Genomic DNA, 16,497 nt, shown 5'->3' on the forward strand with positions numbered 1-16,497 from the left:
GTGCCCCGTCACCGGTCAGAAGGGCCCGGCGGCCTTCGCGATCGCCTCGAACAGGGCGGTCGTGTCGTCGTCGCGGCGCTTGACCGACGTGCCGATCGTGCCGCCGGGGGAGTGGACCTCGGCCGAGACCCGGCTGCCCTTGTCGGACGCCGCGAAGTCGAGCCTCACGGTGTCCGTGCCGCTGGCCGACGCCGACCGACGCAGAAGCGTGGCCCCCGTCTCGTCGGCGTCGCCCAACGAGAACGTGGGGCTCGCCTGCAGTGCTCGACGCACGAGGCCGGGCAGCATCGCCACCGGCAGCTTCAGGTCGAGCGTCGCCCGGGTCACCTCGGGGTCGCCTCGGACGATCTGGGGTCCACGCGTGTCGGCCATGGTCGGAGCGTAGTGCCGACGGACGGCTCCGTCGATCACCTGGGGCGCGCGACGCCGTCGCTGCCACCGCGGAGCCGCGGCGGGGTCGCAGCGGGCACCGCTGCCGCACCCGGGCCTCACCCGGCCGGCCGCCCTACGCTGGACCGATGCCGAGCCCCGACCCCTCCGACCCCCGCCGTCCGTCGAGCCGTCGCGGCCCGTCGGGCACCGCAGCACTCACCTGGGGAGTCGTGCTGCTCGCGATCGCCGTCGTCGGGTCGCCGATCGGCGCGTCGGTGCTGCTCGTCGGGCTCGTGGCGCCCGGTCGGCAGTCGTCCGTCGACGTCGTGGTCGCCCTCGCCGTGGTCGCCGTCCTCGTCGCCGGCGGCATCGTGCTCGTGAGGATCGGTCTGGGACAGCGCCGTCGAGCCCGGCTCGAGAAGGTCGTCGACCGGGCGGCCCCGCCGGCGGGACCGACGCCGGTGACGCGGCCCGCGCCTCCTCGGGTGGCTCCCGGCAGCGCGGCACCGGTCGTCGTGCCGCCCCCTGTGGTCGACGCGACGCCGGTGCGGACCACGGCCGTCGTGGTCGACGACCCGGTCGCCCTGTGGCGCTCGGCGTTCCGACTCGAGGCCTGGTGGTTCGTGGACCGCGGCACGGCCGGGGCCTCGAGGCCCTTCGCCGTCGTGGACGAGGGCACCCCGACCCTGCTCGCCTTCACCTCGCCCGAGCGTGCCCGGGACGCCGCCCTCGCCCGCGGCCTCGACGCGTCGTCGGCCGACCGGCTGGTCTGGCGCGCGCCCGCCGACTTCGTGGCCGACGTCGGCACCTACACGCGTGCCGGGTTGAGGCGTCTCGCCCTCGACCCCGACCAGCACGGGGCATCCGGCACCCTCGCGGCGCTGCCCGAGATCGCGCGGCTCGTCCGGCGCTGACCCGCAGGACAGGCCGTCCGCTCAGTTCCAGCGGTAGCCGTGCTCGGGTCGGCCCGGGCTGCCGTACCGGGGCTCGCGGGTCGCCGCCCCCGTGTCGGCGAGGTGCTCGAGGTACCGGCGGGCGGTCACCCGCGACACCCCGGCGGCGTCCGCCACCTCGCCCGCGGACGGCGATCCGCCGCGACGCAGCACCGCCACGACCTGCTCGAGCGTGGCCGGTGCGAGGCCCTTGGCCAGCGTCGGTGCCGATGCCCGGCGCAGGGTGGCGAACCCCGAGTCGACGTCCGACTGGGTCACTTGTCCCTGCCCGGTCGCCAGCGACTCGCGGAACGCCCGGTAGGCCCCGAGCCGGTCGGCGAACGTCGCGAAGGTGAACGGCTTGATCAGGTACTGGACGATGCCGAGCGACACCGCGGTCCGCACGACGGAGGCGTCCCGCACGGCCGTGATCGCGATGACGTCGACGCTCGACCCCGCCGCCCGCAGGGCCCGGCAGAGCTGCAGACCGTGCGTGTCGGGCAGGTTCATGTCGAGCAGCACGAGGTCGAGACCGCGCCCGTGGGGGCCGCCGAGCGCGCGGACCGCGTCGAGGGTCTCGCGTCCGTCCCGCGCCCGGCCGACCACCTCGAAGCCGTCCAGCCGGTCGAGGTACGCGACGTGCGCCTCCGCGGTCAGGGGCTCGTCCTCGACGACGAGCACGCGGACCGGGTCGACGGACGAGGAGGCGCCGGTCACGACCGCACCCCACCCCGACGTCGGGCGGTGGTGTCGACGTCGTCCGGCCGCCGGTCGGGCAGCAGCACCGAGAAGGTGGTCCCGTCGGGTCCCGTGGAGACGTCGAGCCGACCGCCGACCCGACCCACGGCCTGGCGGACGAGCGCGAGGCCGATGCCCCGTCCGCCCGCCGACGTCGGCTTGGTGCTGAACCCCCGCCGGAAGGCGAGCTCGACGTCGTCGAGCCCCGGACCGTCGTCCTCGACGTCGAGCTGGACGCCGCCCTCGACCCGGGCGACGGTCACCTCGACCCGGGGCGGACGGGCCGGGCGGCCGGTGGGATCGGGGGAGGGGGCCGGGGCGTCGAGGGTCGGGGCGACCGCGTCGAAAGCGTTGTCGACGAGGTTGCCCAGGATCGTGACGAGGTCCCCGGGCTCGACGTCGATCGTCCCCAGGTCGGGCTCGACGTCGACGCGCAGGTCGATCGACCGTTCGCGGGCCTGCGCCGCCTTCCCGAGCAGCAGGGCGGCGAGCGTCGGCTCGTCGATCGAGGCCACGACCCGGTCGGCGAGCCGCTGGCCGAGGTCGAGCTCGTCGGCCGCGAACCGGAGGGCCTCGTCGCCACGCCCGAGCTCGATCAGCGACACGATCGTGTGCAACCGGTTCGAGAACTCGTGGGTCTGCGAGCGCAGCGCGTCCGAGAGGGTGCGCATGGTCTCGACCTCGCCGGTGAGGTGGGTGAGCTCGGTGTGGTCGCGCAGGGTCGTCACGGTCCCGAGCGTGCGGCGGGAGCGCGGGCGGGTGGCGCCGGTGACCGGTGCCGCGCCTCCTGACGGTGTCGCGCCTCCTCGTCCGGTCGAGGGCGACGGGTGGGACGGGCCCTCGGTGGGTTCGGTGACCTCCTGGTTCACGACCAGCACGCGGTCGTCGGTCACGTGCACCTCGTCGGAGGCGCGGCGTCCGGAGGCGAGCAGCTCGCGGAGCGAGTCGGGCAGCTGCAGGTCGGTCAGCGGGACGGGAGCGGCGATGCCCCCGGGCGGCAGGTCGAGCAGCTCGGCCGCCTGGTCGTTGTAGAGCGTCAGTCGGCCGCGGTCGTCGACGAGCACGAGACCCTCGCGCACGGAGTGCAGCACGCCCTCGTAGTACGCGAACATCCGGGCGAGTTCCTCCGGACCGCGGCCCCAGGTCACCCGCCGCAGGTACCGGCTGAGCAGCCACGAGACGACGCCGCCGAGCACCACGGTCGCCCCGGCGGCCGCGAACACGAGCGGCAGCCGCTCACCGACCGACTGCGTGATGGTGTCGACCGTGACCCCGGCCGACACGAGGGCGACGACCTCGCCGTCGCCCTCGATCGGCACGACCGCGCGCACCGACGGGCCGAGGGTGCCGGCGTAGGTCTCGGTGAACGACTCCCCGCGGAGGGCCGGGGCGATCGTGCCGACGAACGGGCGGCCGATCTCGTCGGGGTCGGGGTGCGTCAGGCGCGTGCGGTCGGGCCGCATGATGGTGACGAAGTCGGTCGACGTGTCGCTCATCAGGGCCACGGCGTAGGGCTGCAGACGGGCGCTCGGGTCGGACGTCCCCATCGCGTCGACGACGTACGGGTTGTCGGCGATCGAGGTGGCGAGCGCCAGGCAGGCCCGTGCCGCCGAGCGATCGGCGTCGTCGCGGGCCGACCGGATCGTCCAGGCCGTCGCCAGCAGGGTCACGGCGACGACGAAGACCACGAGCAGGGCGAACAGCCGGGTGGCGATGCTCCACCGGGTGGGGTCGACGGTCATCTCGGGCGGGCTCCTCGCTGCGCTGCGGCCGGGGTCCATCATGACGCACCACCGGCGCGACCAGTATGACCACAACGTCGACGCCCACCCGGCGACCGGCGAGAGTCGCGGCGACGAACCCCGCACGACCGTCGACGACGACGCCGCCGGTCACGAGCTCGAGGAAGACCCCCATGGCAAAGACGCACAAGGGCCCGCAGACCCCCACACCCGGCGGAACGACGACGACGGGCGGCGTCCGCCCCCGGCGCCGGATCGACCGCTCGCACTGGCTCTACATCGCGGTGATCGTGGCCGTCGCGGCCGGCATCGTCGTCGGCCTCACGGCACCCGAGGTCGCCGTGCAGCTGAAACCGATCGGCACCGCCTTCGTGTCGCTCATCTCGATGATGATCGCGCCGGTGATCTTCTGCACGATCGTGCTCGGCGTCGGCTCCATCGCCAAGGCCGCGACCGTCGGCAAGGTGGGCGGGCTCGCGCTCGGCTACTTCATCGCGATGTCGACCTTCGCCCTGGCCATCGGCCTCGTGGTCGGCAACCTGATCCACCCGGGCGAGGGCCTGATGATCGGCTCGACCGGATACGAGGCGCCCGCCGCCGAGGAGGCCGGTGGCACGGCGGGCTTCCTGCTCGGCATCATCCCCGAGACGCTGGTGTCGTCGCTGACCAGCGGCTCCATCCTGCAGACGCTGTTCGTGGCCCTGCTCGTCGGCTTCGCCCTGCAGCGCATGGGCGATCGCGGCGCGACCATCCTCGAGGGCGTCCGCAACCTGCAGGTGCTGGTGTTCCGCATCCTCGCGATGATCATGTGGGTCGCCCCGATCGGTGCGTTCGGTGCGATCGCCGCGGTGGTCGGCGAGACCGGCGTCGCCGCCATCGTGGCGCTCGGCACCCTGATGGTCGCCTTCTACATCACGTGCATCCTCTTCGTCGCCGTCGTGCTCGGCACGATCCTCAAGCTCGTCACGGGCGTCAACATCTTCCGGGTGATGAAGTACCTCGGACGTGAGTACCTGCTGATCGTCTCGACCTCGTCGAGCGAGGTCGCGCTGCCCCGCCTCATCGCCAAGATGGAGCACCTCGGCGTCTCGAAGCCCGTCGTCGGCATCACCGTGCCGACCGGCTACTCGTTCAACCTCGACGGCACCGCGATCTACCTGACCATGGCGTCGCTCTTCATCGCCAACGCCATGGGCACGCCGCTCGACGTCGGCGAGCAGGTCTCGCTGCTGCTGTTCATGATGATCGCCTCGAAGGGTGCCGCCGGCGTCACGGGTGCCGGCATCGCCACCCTCGCGGGAGGCCTGCAGGCACACCGCCCCGACCTGGTCGACGGCGTCGGCGTCATCGTCGGCATCGACCGGTTCATGTCCGAGGCGCGCGCCCTGACCAACTTCACGGGCAACGCCGTCGCGACGATCCTCGTCGGCACCTGGACGAAGCAGATCGACAAGGACCGCGTCGAGACCGTGCTGTCGGGTCGCGCGCCCTTCGACGAGGCGACCATGAACGCGGACGGTCACGGCGCCTCCTCGGGGTCGGACTCGGGCTCGGGTTCGGACTCCGCTTCGGCCGGCCCGGCCGCCGCGCGCCTGCTCGACGGTCGCGCGGGTGGGCTGGGCTCGCTCGAGGGCACCTCGCCCGACCGCATCTCGACCGGCTCGTTGCACGCCATGGTCGGCACCGACGGTCGGCGGGCGGACGAGCACCTCGCCGACGCCGCCGCGGACGACGAGCCCCGTCGCGGGTAGGACCCGCCTCGGACCCCGGATCGTCGCCGAGACCCCCGTGAGTGCGCGGGGGTCTCGCCGACGTCCCGGGGTCTCGCCGTCGGCCCGCCGACCCGCGGCGGGTGCAGCGTGCAACATCCGTGTCGGAGGCGTACCGTCGCACCCGATGTGCGGTCACGCCCCACGGTCAGAGCCGACCGACCGGGCCCCGCAGGACGGAGCCACCATGCTCGCCGGACGCCTCGACGTCAGCACCCGCCACTTCTCGGTCACCGAGGTGCCCACCCCCGACGCCGGCCCGGGGCAGGTGCGCATCGCCGTCGCCGCCGCCGGCGTCTGCCTCAGCGACGTGCACCTGATCCAGGGGTCGCTCACGCCGCTGCACCTGCCGGGCGACACCGTCACCCTCGGCCACGAGGTGGCCGGCACGGTCGACCAGGTGGGCGACGGCGTCACGCACGTCGCCGTCGGCGACCGCGTCCTGCTGCAGGCCGGCGAGGAGCGCGACGGCCAGGTCTTCACCCGCGGCGTCGACTACGACGGCGGGTGGGCCGAGTTCGCCGTGGCCCGCGCCGACACGGTCGTGAAGATCCCGGACTCCCTGCCGTTCGAGCAGGCCTGCTTCATCCCCGACGCCGTGTCGACTCCCTGGGCTGCGCTCACCACGACCGCCGACACCCGGCCCGGTACGGCGGTCGGCGTCTGGGGCGTCGGCGGCCTCGGTGCCCACGCCGTCCAGCTGCTCTCCCTGCTCGGAGCCGCGCCGATCGTCGCGGTCGACCCCCTGCCCGGTGCCCGGGCCCGGGCGCTCGAGTTCGGTGCGGACCTCGCGCTCGATCCCGCCGACCCGGACTTCGCCGTGGCGCTCGGCCGGGCGACCGGTGGCCGCGGACTCGCCCGGGCCTTCGACTTCGCGGGGGTGCCCGCCGTGCGCGAGCAGGCCATCGCCTGCCTCGGATACCGGGGACGGTTGACGCTCGTCGGCCTGTCGGACCAGCCGATCACGATCACCGACGGCACGAAGTTCAGCTTCCTGCAGCAGCAGGTCCTCGGCCACTACGGCTCCGAGCCCGCCGACGTCACGACGCTCGTCGCGCTGACGGCCCGGGGGAGGCTCGAGTTCTCCCGGTCGGTGAGCGCCACCGTGCCGTTGGCCGAGGCCGAACGGGCGGTGCAGATGCTCGAACGTAAGGAAGGCGACCCGATCCGGCTCGTGCTGGTCCCGTGAGCGACGCGACCCGCGCCTCCTCGGTCCCGGGCGAAGGCGACGACCGCCCCGCCGGTGGTGACGACCGCCCCGCCGGTGGTGACGACCGCCCCGCCGGGGGAGGCGTCGAGCACGTCGACCTGCTCGTCGTCGGCGCCGGCCTGTCCGGGGTCGGCGTGGCGGCCCAGCTCCGCCGGGACTTCCCCGGTCGCAGCCTGGCCGTCGTCGAGGCGCGTGCGGCGGTCGGTGGCACCTGGGACCTCTTCCGCTACCCGGGGGTCCGGTCGGACAGCGACATGTTCACCCTCGGCTACGGGTTCCGACCCTGGCGCGACGCGCGGGCGATCGCCCCGGGCGAGGCGATCAGGGAGTACGTCCGTGACACGGCCGACGAGACGGGCGCCGCCGGGCTGATCCGGTTCGGGCACCGCGTGGTCGCCGCCGACTGGTCTTCCGCCGAGGCCCGGTGGACCGTCACGATCGAGGTCGCGAGCGCGGTGGCAGCGGACGCGTCGTCCGCCGCCGGCGAGGAGCCGAGCGCAGGAGGCGCGGGTGCCGCCCCGGCGGCTCGTCGCGTCACGATCACGTGCTCGTTCTTGTTCGTCTGCTCGGGTTACTACCGCTACGACGAGGGCTGGTCGCCCGCGTTCCCGGGGCAGGACTCGTTCGCCGGACGCGTCGTGCACCCCCAGCACTGGCCGGAGGACCTCGACGTGAGCGGCAAGCGCGTCGTCGTGATCGGATCGGGGGCGACGGCGGTGACCCTGGTGCCCGCCCTCGCCGAGAGCGCCGAGCAGGTCACCATGCTGCAACGTTCGCCGACCTACGTGCTGTCCCTTCCCTCGCGCCGGAAGGAGCCCCGTGCGTGGCGTCGACTGCTGCCGCAGGCCGTCGACGACCGGCTGATCCGGTGGCGCAGCATCGGCATGGCGCTGCTCAGCTTCCAGACGAGCCGACGTTCGCCCGAGAAGATGAAGGCGTTCCTCCGGGCCCAGGTGGCCCGGCGCCTGCCGGACGACTTCGACGTCGACCGGCACTTCCAGCCGAGCTACGACCCGTGGGACCAGCGACTCTGCATCACCCCGGACGGCGCCCTGTTCCGGGCGTTGCGCTCGGGGTCGGCGTCGATCGTGACCGACGACATCGACTCGTTCACGGCCGGCGGCGTCCGGGTCGCGGGTCGCGACGGCCAGCGGGTGCACGAGCTGCCCGCGGACGTCGTCGTCACGGCGACCGGTCTCAACCTGTTGCTGTTCGGCGGCATGCGGTTGTCGGTCGACGGGGTGGAGGTCGACCCGGCGACCCGGCTGACCTACAAGGGGTTCATGCTCTCGGGGGTGCCGAACCTGGCGTTCGCCATCGGGTACACGAACGCGTCGTGGACGCTGAAGATCGACCTCGTCGTGCACTACGTCTCCCGGCTGCTGCGTCACGCCGATCGTCACGGGTACCGGTCGGCCGTGCCGATCGCGCCGGAGCGGCCGGGACCGACGAGCCCGCTGATCGACCTGACGAGCGGGTACGTGTCGCGCGGGGTGCACCTGATGCCCCGGCAGGGATCGCGGTCACCGTGGCGGATGCACCAGAACTACCCACGCGACGTCTGGTTGATGCGGCACAGCACCCTGACCCGGGACGGCATGCGGTTCGAGCGCTGAGCGAGCCCCGGCGGTCTCGCGTCGGACGACGCGGTGGCCCGCCGGGCGACGACGCGGCGGCCCGCCGGGGACGACTCAGCCGACCACCGCGAGGGCGAAGGGCAGCACGGCGGGGGCCCCGGCGCGGCGCAGGTCGCGTCCGGCCACCGTGAGCGTCCAGCGGCTGTCGACCAGGTCGTCGACGAGCAGCACCGGCCCGGACACGTCGGCGAGGGCCGCGGCCAACTCGGGGCCGACCTCGAAGGACTGCCAGACGTCGGCCAGACGGTAGACGCTGTTGCCGCCCTGGCCGCGGCCGGCCGAGGGGCGGGCGCTGCCGAGCGTGCCGAGCAGCGGCAACCGCCCGACGGTGCTGATCGCCTCGGCCAGCGACCCGACGAGCTGCGGCCGTGACGTCGACGGCATCGCGACGACCCCCACCGGGCGTTCGGCCCACGGCCACTCCTTCAGGACGCGCACGACCCGGTCGAGCAGGTGCTTCGACAGGGGAGCGTCGGGGGCGGTCGCCGCGAAGACCTCGCGTAGGGTGTTGCCCCACCCCAGGTCGGTCAGTCGGGCGAGCGCCCGACCCGGCTCGACCCGTTCGCCCTCGGGGATCTTGCCCTTGACGGCGACCCCGGCCCGGTCGGCGCCCGTGGGCCACTGGGCCCGGGGGTCGATCTCGACGCCGACCCGGTCGAGGGTGCTCGCGGCCGAGGTCGCCGCCTCGCCGACGATGTCGGTCGGGTACCAGGTGCCCGCGCAGACGTCGCACCGCCCGCAGGGCTCGGCGGCCGGATCGTCGAGATCGACCTGCAACATCTGCATGCGGCAGGTCTGGCCGCGCTCGAACGCGAGCATGGACTCTTGTTCGGCGACCCGGGCCGCGGCGATGCGGTCGTAGCGTTCGGCGTCGTAGACCCAGGGCTGGCCCGTGCTCACCCAGCCGCCCTGGACCCGGCGGACGGCACCGTCGACGTCGAGCACCTTGAGCATCAGTTCGAGCGGGGTGCGCTTGACGTCGACCCGCGCCTCGAGGGCGGGCGTCGACAGCGGCGTCTCGCCCAGCTCGGCCAGCACGGCCGCCGCCCGCGCCTCGGAGGGCATCGAGGCCGTGGCGAAGTACTGCCAGATCTCGGCGTCCTCGGTGCCGGGCAGCAGCAGCACGTCGGCGTTGTCGGTGGCGCGACCCGCTCGGCCGATCTGCTGGTAGTACGCGACGGGCGACGACGGCGCGCCGAGGTGGATGACGAAGCCGAGGTCGGGTTTGTCGAAGCCCATGCCGAGGGCGCTCGTGGCGACCAGTGCCTTGAGGTCGTTGCCCTTGAGGCGCTGTTCGAGCTGTTCGCGTTCTTCGGGGTCGGTGCGGCCCGAGTAGGACCGCACGTCGTGCCCGGCCTCGCGCAGCAGTCGGGCGGTGTCGTCGGCCGCCGAGATCGTGAGCGTGTAGATGATGCCGCTGCCGGGCAGGTCGGCGAGGTGGCTGAGCAGCCAGCCGAGTCGGTCGCGCGAGGTCGGCAGCTGCAGCACGCCGAGACGCAAGGAGGCGCGCGCCAGCGACCCCCGGATCGTCAGCACCTCGTCGCCCGGCCCCACGGCGAGTTGCTCGGCGACGTCGGCCACGACGCGGGCGTTGGCCGTGGCCGTCGTGGCCAGGACGGGCACGCCCGAGGGCAGGGTGCGGATGAGGTCGGCGAGGCGACGGTAGTCGGGCCGGAAGTCGTGGCCCCAGTCGGAGATGCAGTGCGCCTCGTCGACGACGAGCATGCCGAGCCGGGCGATGAGCACGGGCAGCTGCTCGTCGCGGAACCGCGGGTTGTTGAGTCGTTCGGGGGAGACGAGCAGCACGTCGATCTCGTCGTCGACGAGCTGCTGCTGGACGTCGGACCACTCGTGGGCGTTCGCCGAGTTGACCGCGACGGCCCGGACCCCGGCCCGGGCGGCGGCGGCGACCTGGTCGCGCATGAGGGCGAGCAGGGGGGAGACGAGCAGCGTCGGGCCGGTGCCGCGTCGACGCAGCAGCAGGGTGGCGATGAAGTACACCGCCGACTTGCCCCAGCCGGTGCGCTGGACGACGAGGGCCCGGCGACGATCGGCGACGAGCGCCCGGATGGCCTCGAGCTGCCCGTCGTGGAAGACGGCGTCGTCGCGCCCGGTGAGCGCCCGCAGCAGGTCGAGTGCCTCGGCGTCGATGTCGGTCGCGGTGCTCGTCGGTGTCATGGCCCCATGCTCGCAGAGGCCACCGTCACCCGCCGGACGGACGGAGGGCGCGACCACCCGACGTCGGGGGTCGCGCCCTGGGGACGAGACGAGGGAGGCGGGTCAGCCCGCCGAGGAGTCCGAGCCCGGCTCGGCCGGGGGAGTGGCCCGCTTGCCGAGCTCGACCGCCACGAACGAGGCGACGACGCCGGCGACGAGCGCGAAGACCGTTCCGCCGGCACCCCACGACTTCTTGCCGAAGAGCTGGTCGACCGACGGCCCGCCGGGGCCCGAGGCCAGGGCGGCGGCGGCGGCGATCAGGACGGCGTTGTACTCGTAGCCGCCCTCGGTCACCCACGGGCCCTTGGAGAGGTGCACCTTGCGGACGGCGGTGACCATCGTGCCGACGATGCCGGCGGCGGCGAGCGGGGTCGCCGCGCCGAGGGCGAGGGCGGCACCGCCGGCGGTCTCGGTGACCGCGACCAGACGGGCGTTGCGGGCGGCGGGGTGCATCCCCGTGCCGGCCATCATCTGCTCGGTGCCGGCGAGTCCGGGACCGTCGAAGGCGCCGGTCAGCTTCTGGAGTCCGTGGCCGACGAAGAAGCCGCCGACGGTCAGGCGGAGGAGGGTGGATGCGAGGCTCATGCACCGTTCCTACCCGGTGTGGGCCGTCGCCGTCCGCGGCGGGGAGCGTCCGGTCCGCCCGCTCGTGTCAGGATCGGGGGATGCGCGCCGTCCAGTACGACCAGTTCGGGTCGATCCCGACCATCGTCGACCTCCCGGCACCCGTGCCGCCCGCCCACGGCGTCGTGGTCCGCGTCGCGGCCACGGGGGTGTGCCGGAGCGACTGTCACGCCTGGAAGGGTCACGACGACTCGGTGCGCCTTCCCCACGTGCCGGGCCACGAGTTCGCGGGCGTGGTGACGGCGGTGGGTGCCGACGTCGCCCGGGTCGCCGTCGGCACCCGCGTGACCGCCCCGTTCGTCTTCGCCTGTGGCACGTGCGACGAGTGCCGTGCCGGTGCCACCCAGGTGTGCTCGCGTCAGCAGCAGCCCGGCTTCACCCTTCCCGGCTCGTACGCCGAGTCGTTGGTCGTCCCGCACGCCGACGTGAACGTCATCGCCCTGCCGGACGAGGTCGGCTTCGTCGAGGCGGCGGCGCTCGGCTGCCGCTTCGGCACGGCGTACCACGCCCTGCACGCCCGGGCCCGCGTCCGGGCGGGTGAGTGGGTCGCCGTCTTCGGCTGCGGCGGAGTGGGTCTCTCGGCGGTCGCCGTGGCGGTGGCCGCCGGTGCTCGCGTCGTCGCGTCGGACATCTCGCCCGCCGCCCTCGAACGGGCCGCCGAACTGGGTGCCGAGACCGTCCCCATGGACGACCTCGCCGTCGACCGGGTCCGAGCCCTCACCGGGGGAGGCGCCGACGTCGCCCTCGACGCGTTCGGCAGCCGGGTGACGTCCGTCGCGTCCGTCGCGTCCCTCCGTCCGCGGGGTCGACACGTCCAGGTGGGCCTGCTGCTCGACGACGACGCCGCCCCGGTGATCCCGATGGGGCGGGTGATCGCCGACGAACTCGAACTGTTGGGCAGTCACGGCATCTCGGTGGGCGAGTACGCCGCGATGCTCGACGACGTCGTCGCGGGCCGACTGCGTCCGCAGGAGTCCATCGGTCGGATCATCGCCTTCGACGACCTGCCCGACGCCGTGGCCGCCATGGACCGGCCGGCGACCACCGCCGGCATGACGGTGGCCGTGTTCTGACCCGATCTACCTCAGTCCTCGAAGGTTGGTGACGCTCAGCCAGATCAGGCAGAGCATGCCGATCAGCGTGAAGTACGACCCCGACTTCCCCGGATCGAGGACGATCAGGACGATCGAGGCCGCCGCGATCGTCACGGCGACGGCGAGGAGGACGCGCCACGTGGTGCGGCCCGTCGGGGGCGGGGGATTCGAGGTCATCCTCCATGCTGTCATCCCTCCCCGGCGTCCGCGAGGGGCCCGGTACGGGGAGGATGGCCCCATGACTGCACTCCAGGGAATCGACGTCGCGGCCGAACTCCGACAGGTGACCGAGCACTGGACGCCGCGGGTCGTCGGGCAGGTGAACGACCAGTACGTGAAGGTCGCGAAGCTGCTCGGCGAGCTCGTCTGGCACGCGCACGACGCCGAGGACGAGATGTTCCTCGTCGTCTCGGGCACCTTGCGCATCCAGCTCCCCGACGACCACGAGGTGCTGCTCACCTCCGGGCAGTTCCACGTCGTGCCTCGGGGAGTGCCGCACAACCCCGTCGCCGACGACGAGGTCGAGATCGTGCTGATCGAGACCACCACGACGGCCCACACCGGTGACGTCGTCGTCGACCGCACCGTGCCCGTCGACCGTCAGGTCGGCGACTTCCGCTGACGACGACCGGCCTGGCATCCGCCCTCGCACCCGCTCGGGCACTCGGCCTCGGGACCGCACCCGGCAGGCCGCCCCGGCGTCGCCAGCGGGCGGCGACTCAGGTGAGATCGCGGGAGAAGCTCGCGATGTCGGCCGCGAGCAGCTCGGGTTCTTCGTGCGGTGCGAAGTGTCCACCCCGCGGCATCTCGGTGAAGCGGACGACGTCGTGGGTCCGTTCCGCCCAGCGGCGCGGGGGATGCACCAGGTCGCGGGGGAACACCGCGACCGCCGTCGGGACGCTCACCCGGATCACCGGGGTCGTGTGCCCGGCAGCGTGCTCCCAGTACGGGCGCAGGGCCGTGGACGCCGCGCCGGTGAACCAGTACAGCGAGGCGAGCTCGAGGAGGTAGTCGTCGCTGAAGCGCGTCGAGACGTCACCGGCGCAGTCGCTCCAGGCGCGGTGCTTCTCCAACAGCCACGAGAGCAGGCCGACCGGTGAGTCCGACAGGGCGGGTGCCAGGGTGAGCGGGCGCGTCCGTTGCTGGTGTTCGTAGGCGCCCTCGGTCGCCGACCACGAGGCGACCTCGTCGAGGTGTGCGCGTTCGTCGGATGCGAGACCGGCAGGGTCGTACTCCGGGGGACCGCCCACGGCGAGCAGGTGGATGCCGGCCACCTCCTCGGGGTGGCTCTGAGCGAGTCGGGAGGTGATGCCCGCCCCGAGATCGCCGCCGTGGGCGACGTAGCGGGAGAACCTGAGCTCGTCGGTCATGAGACGGTGCCACAGCTCGTGCGTCTGGTCGCCGAGCGTGGGTCGGGGCGGCGAGAACGGGAACCCCGGCAGCGCGGGGACGATGACCGTCATCGCGTCGTCGGGGTCGCCTCCGTGCTCGGACGGCCGTGACAACCGCCGGGCGAGCTCGACCAGTTCGAGTGCCGTGCTCGGCCAGCCGTTCGTGAGCACCACGGGCAGTCGCTTCGAGTCCTCGCCCTCGAACCGGAGGTACGACAGCGCGGTGCCGTCGAGGTCCACCGAGCCCCACGGCAGCGACGCCATGCGGCTCTCCCGGGCTCGCCAGTCGAAGCCGGTGACCCAGTGCCGCGCAAGGCGGCGCAGGACGGCTTCGTCGGTCCCCGCCTGCCAGGCGTCCACGGGCCAGCCGGTCGCCCATCGGGTCGATCCGACACGGTCGAGGAGGTCGGTCAGGTCGGCGTCCGACACGGAGAGGTCCATGGCCTCATCTTCCCGTGATCAGGCCGTCGACCCCGAGGAGGCGCGGGGCGCGTTCCCGAGGACGGCGCGAGCCACCGTGTCGACGGCGTCCTCGACGAGCGCGTCCCGGGCGTCGGCGTCGTCTCGCTCGGACTCGTGCACGACGATCGTCGCGCCTCGCCGGGCGCCGACGTAGTCCACGATCCCGTGCTCGATCTGCGTCCGCATCGCCGTCTCGTAGCCGTGCCGTTCGTACGTCCCGGCCGAGTCGCCGGCCACGGCGAGGAGGTGCACGGTCAACCTGCCGAGCCGGCGGCGCGTACCGCCCTCGGGGTCGATCTCGAACGCCCACCCGTTGACGAAGACCCTGTCGATCCAGCCCTTCATCAGGGCGGGCATCGACCACCAGTAGACGGGGAACGCCAGGACGAGGTGGTCCGCCCGGTCGATCCGCTCCTGTTCGCGCACGACGTCGGCGGGAACGGTCCGGTGGCCACGGTAGGCCGCGCGGTCCGCCGTGCCGAAACGTGGGTCGAACCCTTCCGCCGCGAGGTCGGCCAGCTCGACCGTGCCCGGCGGCAGGGCCTGCACGAGCCGTCGGGCGACACCGGAGGTCAGTGAGGCGTGATCGGGATGGGCGGTGACGATGAGCGTGTTCACGGCGACCAGTCAATCCGGTCCCGCTGGGCACCCGTCGACTGGGCAGGGCAGGGCAGGACCGGACCGGACAGGACAGGACAGGACAGGACAGGACAGGACAGGGCAGGGCAGGGCAGGTCAGCCGCCGCGGGTCCACTCCGCGACGAGCGAGACGGTGTGGGCGTACTCGGCCAGCCGGGGCCGGTTCAGGAAGGCATGGCGGGTGCCCGGCAGGACGTGGTGCCGCACGTCGACCCCCGCGTCGGCGAGCTCCCCGGCGAACACGTCGCCCGAGGCGCGCATGTTGTCGCGCTCGGCATTCACCACGAGCGTCCGGGGGAACCCCGTGAGGTCGTGACCTCCGGGGAAGGCGAGCCGGTCGGCCAGCGCGGTCCGCGAGCCGGCGTAGTTGCGGTTCATCACGTCGAGCGCCCACCTCGCGTGGCTGAGTCCCCGGTGGCCGCCCGACCGGTGGCGTGCCTCCGCCACCCGGGGGTGCGCGGGGTGGAAGAGGCCGTAGGCGAAGACGGCGCCGACCGGAGGGCGACCCTCGTCGATCGTGCGGAGGGTGGCCGCCGCGGCGAGGCACGCCCCCGCGCTCGCGCCTCCGACGATGACGCCCTCGGGCGACCGGTCGGCCACCTCGCCGTAGGCCGTCACCACGTCGTCGAGTGCCCCCGGGTACCGGCTGCGCGACGGCATCAGCCGCCCGGCCACGAGACCGAGACCCGGAGGAGGCGCGAGGCGGTAGTCCACCGTGGCGACCCTCACCCCGCGTGCGGCGAGCGACCGCGCCACGTCGTGCGCCTCCGGCTGGTCGAGCCCCCCACGGAAGAACCCACCGCCGTGCAGCCAGAGCAGCGTCGGCCCGGGCGAACCCGTCGACACCGGCCACGGCTCGTACCAGCGGACGGGCACGGGGACCCGGACGGTCCCGCCACCCGGGGCGGCGAGTAGTCGGCTCATGCCCCGTCGACCGCGTCGTCGGGCAGGACCACCAGGTCGAGGTGGTCCCGCAACTGCTGCACCACGTCGATGCGGTCCGGGTCGAGCAGCCACTGCAGCTGGATGCCGTCCCACAGGGCCACGAGCCCGGACGCCGCCCGGTCGGGGTCGACCCCGGGGCGCAACCGACCCCGCGCCTCCAGCGCTCGCAGGGCGTCGCCGTACTCGGCACGCAGACGCTCGAAGCGCTCACGCACGTAGTCGCTGCCGGGGTTGCCGGTCGTGACCGCCTCGCCCGCCAGCACCGCGTAGAGCGCGATGAGTCCGGGCACCGTCTCGTTGTGTCGCGCCTGCCCGAGGACGGTCCCGATCAGGTCACCCCGGTCGGGAGGCTCGGCCGAACGGTCCGAGACCGTGTCGCGACGTTCGAGCACCGCGAGCAGCAGCGCGCTCTTCGACGGGAAGTAGTGCAGCAGGCTCGTCTGACTCATGCCGACGACGTCCGCCACGTCACGGAGCGACCCGCCGACGTAGCCCTTGGTCGAGAACACCTCGAAGGCCGCCTCGACGATCGCGAGCCGGCGTTCGGCCGACTTCGCGTACGGGCCGCGACGCGTGGGACGAGAACCGTCGGCACCACCCGCGGGCGCGCCTCCTGGGTCGCTCGTCGTCGAGCCGGTCGTCGTCATGATCGGCCACTCTACGACCTCCCGGACACCTCGCCCGTGAAATTCGAGCGACCACTCGAATTTGTGTTAGCGTCGCTG

The 16,497-nt window shown here is 73.4% G+C and carries 16 protein-coding genes; 6 read left to right on the forward strand and 10 right to left on the reverse strand.

Translation table 11 applies throughout. The annotated features are described in order from the left end of the window. Positions 1 to 15: 15 nt before the first annotated feature. Complete coding sequence (locus tag OVA02_RS08060; RefSeq protein ID WP_157485264.1) at positions 16 to 372, reverse strand: hypothetical protein; 357 nt, start codon at positions 370 to 372, stop codon at positions 16 to 18. Between the two features lie 146 nt (positions 373 to 518). On the opposite strand from OVA02_RS08060, the gene OVA02_RS08065 reads away from it, so the two are divergent. Beyond that, positions 519 to 1,286: a hypothetical protein gene (locus OVA02_RS08065; protein ID WP_056044796.1), complete on the forward strand. Its 768-nt coding sequence runs from the start codon at positions 519 to 521 to the stop codon at positions 1,284 to 1,286. Between the two features lie 21 nt (positions 1,287 to 1,307). Here OVA02_RS08065 and OVA02_RS08070 read toward each other — a convergent pair whose 3' ends face one another. Both OVA02_RS08070 and OVA02_RS08075 read right to left on the reverse strand, forming a co-directional pair. Continuing rightward, a complete protein-coding gene (locus OVA02_RS08070; RefSeq protein WP_267659609.1) occupies positions 1,308 to 2,021 on the reverse strand; it encodes a response regulator in 714 nt (237 codons plus the stop codon). Beyond that, positions 2,018 to 3,784: a sensor histidine kinase gene (locus OVA02_RS08075; RefSeq protein WP_267659610.1), complete on the reverse strand. Its 1,767-nt coding sequence runs from the start codon at positions 3,782 to 3,784 to the stop codon at positions 2,018 to 2,020. Before OVA02_RS08075 ends, OVA02_RS08070 begins: the two co-directional genes overlap by 4 nt. Before the next feature lie 173 nt (positions 3,785 to 3,957). Between OVA02_RS08075 and OVA02_RS08080 the strand changes: the two genes are divergently transcribed. The 3 genes from OVA02_RS08080 to OVA02_RS08090 all read left to right on the forward strand — a co-directional run bounded on the left by OVA02_RS08080 (position 3,958) and on the right by OVA02_RS08090 (position 8,379). Beyond that, positions 3,958 to 5,535, forward strand: a complete 1,578-nt coding sequence (locus OVA02_RS08080; protein WP_267659611.1) for a cation:dicarboxylate symporter family transporter — start codon at positions 3,958 to 3,960, stop codon at positions 5,533 to 5,535. A 205-nt stretch (positions 5,536 to 5,740) separates the two neighbouring features. After that, positions 5,741 to 6,742 carry an alcohol dehydrogenase catalytic domain-containing protein gene (locus OVA02_RS08085; protein ID WP_267659612.1) on the forward strand — a complete coding sequence of 334 codons (1,002 nt, stop codon included), beginning with the start codon at positions 5,741 to 5,743 and terminating at the stop codon, positions 6,740 to 6,742. After that, complete coding sequence (locus OVA02_RS08090; protein ID WP_267659613.1) at positions 6,739 to 8,379, forward strand: flavin-containing monooxygenase; 1,641 nt, start codon at positions 6,739 to 6,741, stop codon at positions 8,377 to 8,379. The genes OVA02_RS08085 and OVA02_RS08090 overlap by 4 nt, the downstream gene beginning before the upstream one ends. A gap of 75 nt (positions 8,380 to 8,454) precedes the next feature. On the opposite strand, the gene OVA02_RS08095 is transcribed toward OVA02_RS08090, so the two are convergent. Together OVA02_RS08095 and OVA02_RS08100 are read right to left on the reverse strand one after the other, a co-directional pair. Beyond that, on the reverse strand, positions 8,455 to 10,578 hold the full coding sequence (locus OVA02_RS08095; protein WP_267659614.1) for a RecQ family ATP-dependent DNA helicase: 2,124 nt from the start codon (positions 10,576 to 10,578) through the stop codon (positions 8,455 to 8,457). A 102-nt stretch (positions 10,579 to 10,680) separates the two neighbouring features. Next, positions 10,681 to 11,202, reverse strand: coding sequence for a DoxX family protein (locus tag OVA02_RS08100; protein ID WP_056044783.1), 522 nt, complete (start codon positions 11,200 to 11,202; stop codon positions 10,681 to 10,683). An 80-nt stretch (positions 11,203 to 11,282) separates the two neighbouring features. On the opposite strand from OVA02_RS08100, the gene OVA02_RS08105 reads away from it, so the two are divergent. After that, positions 11,283 to 12,314, forward strand: coding sequence for an alcohol dehydrogenase catalytic domain-containing protein (locus OVA02_RS08105; RefSeq protein ID WP_267659615.1), 1,032 nt, complete (start codon positions 11,283 to 11,285; stop codon positions 12,312 to 12,314). A gap of 6 nt (positions 12,315 to 12,320) precedes the next feature. Here the strand turns inward: OVA02_RS08105 and OVA02_RS08110 are convergent, their stop codons facing one another. After that, on the reverse strand, positions 12,321 to 12,512 hold the full coding sequence (locus OVA02_RS08110) for a hypothetical protein (protein ID WP_056044780.1): 192 nt from the start codon (positions 12,510 to 12,512) through the stop codon (positions 12,321 to 12,323). Between the two features lie 61 nt (positions 12,513 to 12,573). Between OVA02_RS08110 and OVA02_RS08115 the strand changes: the two genes are divergently transcribed. Beyond that, positions 12,574 to 12,957: a cupin domain-containing protein gene (locus OVA02_RS08115; RefSeq protein ID WP_267659616.1), complete on the forward strand. Its 384-nt coding sequence runs from the start codon at positions 12,574 to 12,576 to the stop codon at positions 12,955 to 12,957. 97 nt (positions 12,958 to 13,054) lie between these two features. Here the strand turns inward: OVA02_RS08115 and OVA02_RS08120 are convergent, their stop codons facing one another. The 4 genes from OVA02_RS08120 to OVA02_RS08135 form a co-directional block, all read right to left on the reverse strand. Next, complete coding sequence (locus OVA02_RS08120) at positions 13,055 to 14,167, reverse strand: epoxide hydrolase family protein (protein WP_056044776.1); 1,113 nt, start codon at positions 14,165 to 14,167, stop codon at positions 13,055 to 13,057. Positions 14,168 to 14,185: 18 nt separating this feature from the next. Then, a complete protein-coding gene (locus tag OVA02_RS08125) occupies positions 14,186 to 14,806 on the reverse strand; it encodes an NAD(P)H-dependent oxidoreductase (protein ID WP_056044774.1) in 621 nt (206 codons plus the stop codon). Between the two features lie 117 nt (positions 14,807 to 14,923). After that, positions 14,924 to 15,751, reverse strand: a complete 828-nt coding sequence (locus OVA02_RS08130; protein WP_267659617.1) for an alpha/beta hydrolase fold domain-containing protein — start codon at positions 15,749 to 15,751, stop codon at positions 14,924 to 14,926. Next, on the reverse strand, positions 15,748 to 16,419 hold the full coding sequence (locus tag OVA02_RS08135) for a TetR/AcrR family transcriptional regulator (protein WP_192123807.1): 672 nt from the start codon (positions 16,417 to 16,419) through the stop codon (positions 15,748 to 15,750). Before OVA02_RS08135 ends, OVA02_RS08130 begins: the two co-directional genes overlap by 4 nt. Positions 16,420 to 16,497: the final 78 nt, after the last annotated feature.

The organism is Frigoribacterium sp. SL97 (assembly GCF_026625765.1).
Classification (GTDB): Bacteria; Actinomycetota; Actinomycetes; order Actinomycetales; family Microbacteriaceae; genus Frigoribacterium.